The following is an 8,985-nucleotide window of genomic DNA, read 5'->3' on the forward strand; positions in this document are numbered from 1 at the left end:
TCTTCTTCCTCCATGTGCGGGTAATTGACGCCGGGGCTGTCCGAGAAGGGGACGCTCCGTATAATGCCGGCATCGCCACTGGTATGGATTAACGGATTACATATGACTGAACAGCGCCCGATTGCGGTCCTGGGAGGCGGAAGTTTCGGTACCGCCGTGGCCAATCTGTTGGCCGAGAACGGCCATCAAGTCCGGCAGTGGATGCGTGACCCCGAACAGGCCGAGGCCATCCGGGTCAATCGCGAGAACCCGCGTTACCTCAAAGGCATCAAGATTCTGCCGGGCGTGACTGCGGTCACCGACCTGCAGGAAACCCTCGACGCCTGCGATTTGTGTTTTGTGGCGTTGCCGTCCAGCGCGCTGCGCACGGTTCTGGCGGCACATGCCGAGCGCCTGAGCGGCAAGATGCTGGTCAGCCTGACCAAGGGCATCGAAGCCCACACCTTCAAACTGATGAGCCAGATCCTCGAAGAGATCGCCCCCGAGGCGCGCATCGGCGTGCTGTCCGGGCCGAACCTTGCGCGAGAGATCGCCGAACACGCGCTGACCGCCACCGTGGTCGCCAGCGAAGATGAAGAACTCTGCAAAGCCGTGCAGGCCGCATTGCATGGCCGCACGTTCCGCGTCTACGCCAGCGCCGACCGTTTCGGTGTGGAACTGGGCGGCGCACTGAAAAACGTCTACGCGATCATCGCCGGCATGGCGGTGGCACTGGAGATGGGCGAGAACACCAAGAGCATGCTGATCACTCGCGCCCTGGCCGAGATGACCCGGTTTGCGGTGAATCAGGGCGCCAACCCGATGACCTTCCTCGGTCTGGCGGGGGTCGGCGATCTGATCGTCACCTGCTCGTCGCCGAAAAGCCGCAACTACCAGGTCGGTTTTGCCCTCGGTCAGGGCTTGAGCCTCGACGAAGCGGTGTCGCGCCTGGGTGAGGTGGCCGAAGGCGTCAACACCCTGAAAGTGCTCAAGGCCAAGGCCCAGGAGGTCGGCGTTTACATGCCGCTGGTCGCCGGACTGCATGCAATCCTGTTCGAAGGGCGCACGCTTGAGCAGGTGATCGGTCTGCTGATGCGTGCCGAACCGAAAACCGATGTCGACTTTATTTCCACCAGTGGTTTCAACTGATTCAGCAGGGAGCAGGCCATGAACGATCCGAAAACCGAAGCCAAATATGAATCCATCCTCCTGCGGGTGTTGTGGATGATTGTTTACATCTTGGTCTGGCAGGTAGCGCAGTTCATCCTCGGCGCGGTGGTGCTGGTGCAGTTGATCTATCGTTTGATCTATGGCGCCCCGAGCGTCAGCCTGATGAATTTCGGCGACAGCCTGAGTCAGTTTCTGGCGCAGATCGGCCGTTTCGGCAGCTTCCACAGCGACCAGAAACCCTGGCCGTTCGCCGACTGGCCGGCGCCGCGTACGCCGGAAGGTGAGGCGCCACACGTCGTCGCGCCGGCACCGCATCCGGTTCGGGATGAGGAACCCAAGCTATGAAACTCTGGGTATTGCGTCACGGTGAGGCCGAGCCCTACGGCTCGCGCCCGGATTCCGAGCGGGAGCTGACCGCCCACGGTCGCCAGGAAGTGTTGAGCAGCGCGGCCCGCTTGATCGGCCAGCCGCTGACCGCCATCTACGCCAGCCCTTACCTGCGGGCGCAGCAGACGGCGCAACTGGTGCGCGAAGCCCTTGGCTTCGAGCCTGAGATCCGTACGGTCGAGTGGCTGACGCCGGAAGTTGACCCGGACCGCGTGGCCGAGCAACTGGTGTCGGTGAGCAACGTGCTGCTGGTCAGCCACAATCCGCTGGTGGGCAATCTGCTCAGCTACCTGCAACACGGTGCCGGCTACCCACCGGAAAAGGTCAGCACCGCCGGGCTGGCCGAGCTTGAACACAGCGAGTTGCTGATCGGCTCGATGACGCTCAACAGCCTTAAACATCCCTGAAATTTTTTGTATGAAATAGTCAACCAAGCACTTGCTTGGTTGACTACGCTTGCTCCAGACCAAAAAACAGGAGCGAGTCGAATGTCTTCCGCCTTCCGTTTGCCGCTGGACGTGTTTTATGAGCGCGAGGCCCGGCACCCGCGTCAGCGTTTTCTGGTGCAGCCGATCGGCGGCGGGCAGGTCGAGACACTGACCTGGGCCGACGTCGGCCATCAGGCCCGCTGCGCCGCACACTGGTTACGATCCCGGGAATTGCCGCAAGGCAGCCACATCGCCCTGATCTCGAAAAACTGCGCGCACTGGATCATCGCCGATCTGGCGATCTGGATGGCCGGGCACGTTTCGGTGCCGCTCTATCCGAACCTCACCGCCGAATCGGTGAATCAGGTGCTGACCCACTCGGAAAGCGTGCTGGCGTTCATCGGCAAACTCGATGACTGGCCGGGTATGTCGCCAGGCGTGCCGGCGGGCCTGACCACCGTCAGCCTGCCGCTGCATCCGCCGGGCACGTTCGATTTCAACTGGGATGACCTGCAACGCAGCTCACCGATCCAGGACGATCCGCGTCCCGCCGCCGAGCAACTGGCGACCATCATTTACACCTCCGGCACCACCGGCCTGCCCAAGGGCGTGATGCACAGCTTCGCCAATCTCGGGTTCGCGACGACGCGCGGCACGCAGCTGTTCGGACTCAATGAGAACGACCGGCTGCTGTCGTATTTGCCGCTGTGCCACGTGGCCGAGCGGATGTTCGTTGAGCTGGCGTCGATCTACACCGGGCAAACGGTGTTTTTCGCCGAGAGCCTCGACACCTTTCTTGCCGATCTCAAGCGGGCGCGACCAACGGCGATGTTCGGGGTGCCGCGGATCTGGACCAAGTTCCAGATGGGCGTCTACAGCAAGATCCCGGCGAAACGTCTGGATTTCCTGCTCGGTCTGCCCTTCATCGGCAAGCGGATCGGCCACAAGGTATTGGCGGGGTTGGGGCTGGATGCCTTGCGCGTAGCGCTGTCTGGCGCGGCGCCGGTGCCGCTGACCCTGTTGCGCTGGTATCAGAAACTCGGGCTCGACGTGCTGGAGGTCTACGGCATGACCGAAAGCTGCGGGTATTCGCACATCTGCCTGCCGGGGCAATACAAGGAAGGCTGGATTGGCCGGCCGTGCCCCGAAGTTGAAGTGCGGATCGACGAGTCCGGCGAAGTGCAGGTGCGCAGCCAGGCGAACATGCTCGGCTATTTCAAGGAACCGCAGAAAACCGCCGAGACCCTCACCGAAGACGGTTTCCTGCGCACCGGCGACAAGGGCGAGCAGGACGCTGAAGGACGTTTGCGCCTGACCGGGCGGCTCAAGGAAATCTTCAAGACCAGCAAGGGCAAGTACGTCGCCCCGGCGCCGATCGAAAATCGGCTGGCGGTGCATTCGCGGATCGAACAAGTCTGCGTGGTCGGCGACGGCCTGAGCGCGCCGCTAGGGTTGTGCGTGTTGTCGGCCGTGGGCCGGGAAGAGCCCCGCGCGCCGCTGCATTCGAGCCTGGAAAAATTGCTGGAGGAGGTCAACGCCGTCCTCGACAAGCACGAGCGCCTGCGCCGACTGGTGGTGGTCAAGGACAGTTGGGCGGTGGAGAACGGCTTCCTCACGCCGACTTTGAAGATTAAACGCAACATCATCGAAGACACCTACGGAGCACGTTTCGAAGAATGGAGCGAGCGCAGCGAGGCGGTGCTGTGGCAGGATTGAGCGTCGATCAAAACAACAAAGGAAGCCTGCGATGACCTTGTGGCGCACCACTCCGAACATCGAGCAGTTGAACACAATCCAGAAAAACACCATCGGCGAAGTGCTGGACATCCGCTTCGAAGCCTTCGACGAGGAATCGCTGACGGCCAGCATGGTCATCGACCATCGCACTCACCAGCCTTACGGCCTGCTGCACGGCGGCGCCTCTGTGGTGCTGGCCGAGACGGTCGGCTCGATGGCCAGTTACCTGTGCATCGACGCCAGCAAGTTCTATTGCGTGGGCCTGGAAATCAACGCCAACCACTTGCGTGGTCTGCGCAGCGGGCGGGTGACGGCGGTGGCCAAACCGATCCACATCGGCCGTACCACCCACGTCTGGGACATTCGCCTGACCAGCGATGAAGGCAAGGCCAGTTGTGTATCGCGCCTGACCATGGCGGTGGTGCCGCTGGGAGAACAACCGCCGGCACGTTGATGGCGCGAGCGTCATAGCCCTGACCGGACTGTCATCATTCCTGGCAGTTACGGTCATTGCTGTGGGACGCGGTCTTACGGACAATCAACGCCTGTTTTCCGCTCATGGATTTGCCGGTATGTCGCAACCGATCTTCTTCGCCCACGCCAACGGTTTCCCTTCGGGTACCTACGGCAAACTGTTCGCGGCGCTGGCGCCCGAGTACCGGGTCGCGCATCTGGAACAACACGCCCATGACCCGCGTTTCCCGGCGGGTGACAACTGGTACCACCTGGTCGACGAACTCATCCATCACCTGCAACAACAAGATGAACCAGTGTGGGGTGTTGGCCATTCCTTCGGCGGCATGCTGCATTTGCACGCCGCACTGCGTTGCCCGGAACTGTATCGGGGCGTGGTGATGCTCGACTCGCCGGTGCTGACCCGCACCGATCAATGGGTGATCCGCGCCGCCAAGCGCTTTGGTTTCATCGACAAACTGACCCCGGCCGGCCGCACGCTGGGGCGGCGCGAAGAGTTTGCCGATCTGGACAGTGCCCGTGGTTATTTTGCCGGCAAGACGTTGTTTCGCAGCTTTGATCCGGAATGTTTCGATGCCTACCTGCAGCACGGTCTGCACAAGGTCGGCGACAAACTGCGCCTGCGCTTCGATCCTGCAACCGAGATCAGCATCTATCGCGGCGTGCCGCACACCAGTCCTGCGCATACCCGGCAATTGAAAGTACCGCTGGCGGTGGTGCGCGGGCACAAGAGCCGCGTGGTGATGAACCACCACACCCGGTTCGTCGGGCGCCTGCCTCAAGGCGAGTCGCTGACCGTGCCCGGCGGCCATATGTTTCCGCTTGAGCGTCCGCAGGACACCGCACAATTGCTGAAAAACCTGTTCAATCGCTGGGAGCGCCGGCAAGACAAGGATTGCGCATGAACCCCGCCGTCGAAGAAGTGCGCCTGAGCCTGCCGCATATCGAACTGGCAGCGCACCTGTTCGGCCCGGAAGACGGGTTGCCGGTGATCGCCCTGCACGGCTGGCTGGACAACGCCAACAGCTTCGCCCGCCTGGCGCCCAAGCTCAAAGGCTTGCGCATCGTGGCGCTGGACATGGCCGGTCACGGGCATTCCGGGCACCGGCCGAACGGCGCCGGTTACGCACTGTGGGATTACGCCCATGACGTGCTGCAGGTCGCCGAACAACTGGGCTGGAAGCGTTTCGGCCTGCTCGGGCACTCCATGGGCGCCATTGTTTCGCTGGTGCTGGCTGGCTCGTTGCCCGAACGCATCACCCATCTGGCGTTGATCGACGGGGTAATTCCTCCTACCGACAAAGGCGAGAACGCCGCCGAGCGTATGGGAATGGCCCTGCAGGCGCAGCTCGATCTTCGAGAAAAGCGCAAACCGGTCTACAACACTCTCGACCGGGCCATCGAGGCGCGGATGAAAGGGCTGGTGGCGGTCAGTCGCGAAGCCGCCGAACTGCTGGCCCGGCGCGGTCTGATGCCGGTGCCCGGCGGTTACACCTGGCGCACCGACAACCGCCTGACCCTGCCATCGCCGCTGCGCCTGACCCAGGAGCAGGCGATGGCGTTCGTCCAGCGCATTGCCTGCCCCGCGCAATTGGTGGTTGCCGCTGACGGCATGCTGGCCAAACATTCGGAGCTGCTGGAGCGTCTACCCTTTGACCGGGAACAGCTGCCGGGCGGGCACCATCTGCACCTGAACGATGAGGCCGGGGCCGACCTTGTCGCAGACTGTTTCAATCGGTTCTTCGCCATTCCTTGACTTGCTCCCGGCAACTGTCGAGGCTGGGCAGGTTGAAATGGGAGACAACCAAGATGGATTTCTACACCGCTGCGACTTCGAACTGCCCTCAAGGCACCCAGGCCATGCCCCTGCGATGAGCCTGTCCATGCGATCTATCAGTCTGCTGGCGCTGTGCTGTTTCAGTCCCTTTCTATTCGCTGCCGACCTGCCGGGCAGTCAGGACCTGCCGATCGTGCCGCGTGTGGCCGATGCACAGATCGTCGACTATCGCCCCGCCGTGGAGCTGGAGCGGATCTACCCGCTCGGCTCGATCCGCAAGATCAGCGGCCAGTTGCGTTTCGACGGCCAGGTCAGCGCCCGGGGGCAAACCACCTCGGTGACCTATGAATTGCCGCCGGAACATTCCGCCACCGAAGCTTTCACCCTCGCTCGCGAAGCGCTGCAAAAGCAGGACGCCCAGCTGTTGTTCTGGTGCCAGGCCCGGGATTGCGGCGAGAGCAGCCTGTGGGCCAACGAGGTGTTCGGCAACGCCAAGCTGTACGGTGCCGACGAGCAGCAGGCCTATCTGCTGTTGAGGCTCGCGGCCCCGCGCGACAACACGCTGGTGGCGCTGTACAGCATCACCCGCGGCAATCGCAAAGCTTATCTGCACGTTGAACAGTTTGAAGCACTGGCACCGCTCGGTGAGCTGCTGCCGACCTCGGCCACGCTGTTGCGGGAACTGAAAAGCACCGGCGAACTGGATTTTCCAAAACTGGCCGGCGATCCGGATGACACCTGGCTGCGCTTGCTGTCCCGTGGCTTGAACCTCGACACCACGTTGCGGGTGACGGTGTCCGGGCCCAAGGCCGAGGCCTGGCGGCAGGCGCTGATCGGGCAGGGCGTGCGCGCCGCGCGAATGGAAACCGGCAGTGTCGACGGCGAAGGTCTGCGCATCGATCTGTTGCGATAAGGTGTCTTTGGCGGACACGCTCGACGTGTTCGCCTACTCTTTGCCTGACTGATTTTTTTCGAGATTTCACATGCCCAATAATGATCGTCTGCTGGTGCAGATCCTGTTGCTGGTGTTGTTTGGTGCCAGTTTCTGGGTGATGGCGCCGTTCTGGTCGGCGCTGTTCTGGGGCGCGGTGCTGGCGTTTGCCAGTTGGCCGCTGATGCGCTTGCTGACCCGCTGGCTCAATGGCCGGGAATCCCTCGCGGCGCTGGTCCTGACCATGGGCTGGATGTTGCTGGTGGCGGGGCCGCTGGTGTGGCTGGGGTTCAATCTGGCCGATCACGTGCGTGATGCCACGGCGTTCATCAAGGATGTGCAGGTCGACGGATTGCCTGAGGCGCCGAGTTGGCTGGGCGGCGTGCCGTTGGTGGGTGAGCGTCTTGTCGGGATCTGGAACAGCATCGATCAGCAGGGCGCGGCGCTGATGGTGACGGTCAAACCCTATCTGGGGCAGGTCGGCAACTGGTTGCTGGCGCGCAGTGCGCAGATCGGCAGCGGGATTCTCGAGCTGACCCTGAGCATTGTCTTCGTGTTCTTTTTCTACCGCGACGGGCCGCGACTGGCGGCGTTCGTGCACAGTCTGCTGCAACGCCTGATCGGTGACCGGGCCGGGTACTACATCGATCTGGTGGCCGGTACCGTGCAACGGGTGGTCAACGGGGTGATCGGTACGGCGGCGGCGCAAGCGGTGCTGGCGCTGATCGGTTTCCTGATTGCCGGGGTACCGGGGGCGCTGGTGCTGGGGATCGTGACGTTCCTGCTCAGTCTGATTCCGATGGGACCGCCGCTGGTGTGGATTCCGGCCACGGCGTGGCTGGCCTGGAAGGGCGAGTACGGGATGGCGGTGTTTCTCGGGATCTGGGGGACGTTCATCATCAGTGGCGTGGATAACGTGCTCAAGCCATATCTGATCAGCCGGGGCGGGAATCTGCCGTTGGTGATTGTGTTGCTTGGGGTGTTTGGCGGGTTGATTGCGTTTGGGTTTATCGGGTTGTTTATCGGGCCTACGCTTTTGGCTGTTGCTTATAGTTTGTTGACGGATTGGAGTAAGAGTCAGGCTCGGGTTTGAGGCTTTGGACTTGGCGGCCTTTGGGCCGACCAGGTTTTGGGTTGACTGTGTACATATCCGTTTCTTCGGGTGCTGCGGCTGGCGGTTTCGCCCTTACGGCGAGTCCCTTTTGGCAAACGCCCCAAAAGGAACCAAAAGGGCTTGCCCCAACGTCCGGCGCCTCGCTGTGGCTCGGCGTTCCTTCGCTCCGGGATTCATCCGGGGGCATCGCCTACGGTTTGCTTCGCTGCACCTCCTCTCGATGCATGCGGCTGCGCCGCACGGTCGCTGCGCTCCCACCCCCGGATAAATCCCTCCACTCAGCCTCCCAACGGGGCCGGTACGTCAAAAGCGGTACTCGAGCTAACGCTCATTGTGTTGAGTGGTGGGAAGCCAAAGCGAAAGCAGATTCTGGTGCTGGTGCCAATGTCGATGAGGAGCAGGCGCGGGCGCGTTGGCAGTAGTGAACTTATGTGTTTCAAAACCTGAGTTCACCTCGGTATCTCACGTCGGCGTATCTCTCCAAACACCTCGGTCAGTCCCCTCTCCCTCCGGGAGAGGGCTAGGGTGAGGGGCGCTTTGATGACACACCGCTAAGTCGAAGCAAACCACTCACCCAGCCAACCTCAGTCGTCCCTCAAATCCTCACCCAATCTCAAGTCGCCACATTCAAATACTTGCCCACCGACGCGGTGCTTTCGAGCGAGTACTGCTTGCTCAGATTGGCAATCATGCGGTTCAGCGCTTCGGTGGTGGTTTGAGTATTGCTGGCGGTCTGTTCGTCATCCGGGCGCTCACGGCCTGTATGCAGTGCAGCTTTCAGTTCGTCGCTGCTGACGTTTCCACTGCTGTCGCTGTCCAGCACTTTGAGCAGGGCGGCGGCGGTGTCGGTGTTGTTCGATGAGGTGCCGTCGCTGGCCTGCAGCGCGCTGTTCAGTTCGGTGGCGGTGACGCTGCCGTTGCCGTCGCCATCGAGCTGGCTGAAGAGTTCGTCGCTGGAGGCTTGCGGCGGCACCTCATCGAACAACAC

General features: G+C 62.2%; 9 protein-coding genes and 1 pseudogene. 9 read left to right on the plus strand and 1 reads right to left on the minus strand.

What is annotated here, in order from left to right; translation table 11 throughout:
• The first annotated feature begins 102 nt into the window (after positions 1 to 102).
• The 9 genes from CAF77_RS28110 to CAF77_RS28150 all read left to right on the plus strand — a co-directional run bounded on the left by CAF77_RS28110 (position 103) and on the right by CAF77_RS28150 (position 7,976).
• Positions 103 to 1,128, plus strand: a complete 1,026-nt coding sequence (locus tag CAF77_RS28110; protein ID WP_064383544.1) for an NAD(P)H-dependent glycerol-3-phosphate dehydrogenase — start codon at positions 103 to 105, stop codon at positions 1,126 to 1,128.
• 18 nt (positions 1,129 to 1,146) lie between these two features.
• Complete coding sequence (locus tag CAF77_RS28115; RefSeq protein WP_085655762.1) at positions 1,147 to 1,494, plus strand: DUF4389 domain-containing protein; 348 nt, start codon at positions 1,147 to 1,149, stop codon at positions 1,492 to 1,494.
• The gene (gene sixA / locus CAF77_RS28120; RefSeq protein WP_085655763.1) at positions 1,491 to 1,943 is read left to right on the plus strand and encodes a phosphohistidine phosphatase SixA; all 453 of its coding nucleotides are present in this window, start codon (positions 1,491 to 1,493) and stop codon (positions 1,941 to 1,943) included. Before CAF77_RS28115 ends, sixA begins: the two co-directional genes overlap by 4 nt.
• A gap of 81 nt (positions 1,944 to 2,024) precedes the next feature.
• Positions 2,025 to 3,680: an AMP-binding protein gene (locus CAF77_RS28125; protein WP_085655764.1), complete on the plus strand. Its 1,656-nt coding sequence runs from the start codon at positions 2,025 to 2,027 to the stop codon at positions 3,678 to 3,680.
• A 31-nt stretch (positions 3,681 to 3,711) separates the two neighbouring features.
• Positions 3,712 to 4,155, plus strand: a complete 444-nt coding sequence (locus CAF77_RS28130) for a hotdog fold thioesterase (protein WP_085655765.1) — start codon at positions 3,712 to 3,714, stop codon at positions 4,153 to 4,155.
• 118 nt (positions 4,156 to 4,273) lie between these two features.
• Positions 4,274 to 5,080 carry an alpha/beta fold hydrolase gene (locus tag CAF77_RS28135; RefSeq protein WP_039772855.1) on the plus strand — a complete coding sequence of 269 codons (807 nt, stop codon included), beginning with the start codon at positions 4,274 to 4,276 and terminating at the stop codon, positions 5,078 to 5,080.
• Positions 5,077 to 5,931 (plus strand): alpha/beta hydrolase, encoded by an 855-nt coding sequence (locus CAF77_RS28140; protein ID WP_064383535.1) that lies wholly within the window; start codon positions 5,077 to 5,079, stop codon positions 5,929 to 5,931. Before CAF77_RS28135 ends, CAF77_RS28140 begins: the two co-directional genes overlap by 4 nt.
• Before the next feature lie 127 nt (positions 5,932 to 6,058).
• Positions 6,059 to 6,865 (plus strand): DUF4892 domain-containing protein, encoded by an 807-nt coding sequence (locus CAF77_RS28145; protein WP_064383534.1) that lies wholly within the window; start codon positions 6,059 to 6,061, stop codon positions 6,863 to 6,865.
• A 70-nt stretch (positions 6,866 to 6,935) separates the two neighbouring features.
• A complete protein-coding gene (locus tag CAF77_RS28150; protein WP_064383533.1) occupies positions 6,936 to 7,976 on the plus strand; it encodes an AI-2E family transporter in 1,041 nt (346 codons plus the stop codon).
• Between the two features lie 634 nt (positions 7,977 to 8,610).
• Here the strand turns inward: CAF77_RS28150 and CAF77_RS28155 are convergent.
• A pseudogene (locus tag CAF77_RS28155) lies at positions 8,611 to 8,985 on the minus strand (EF-hand domain-containing protein); the annotation flags it as partial.

The sequence above is a fragment of the Pseudomonas sp. R15(2017) genome, assembly GCF_002112685.1.
GTDB lineage: Bacteria > Pseudomonadota > Gammaproteobacteria > Pseudomonadales > Pseudomonadaceae > Aquipseudomonas > Aquipseudomonas glycinae.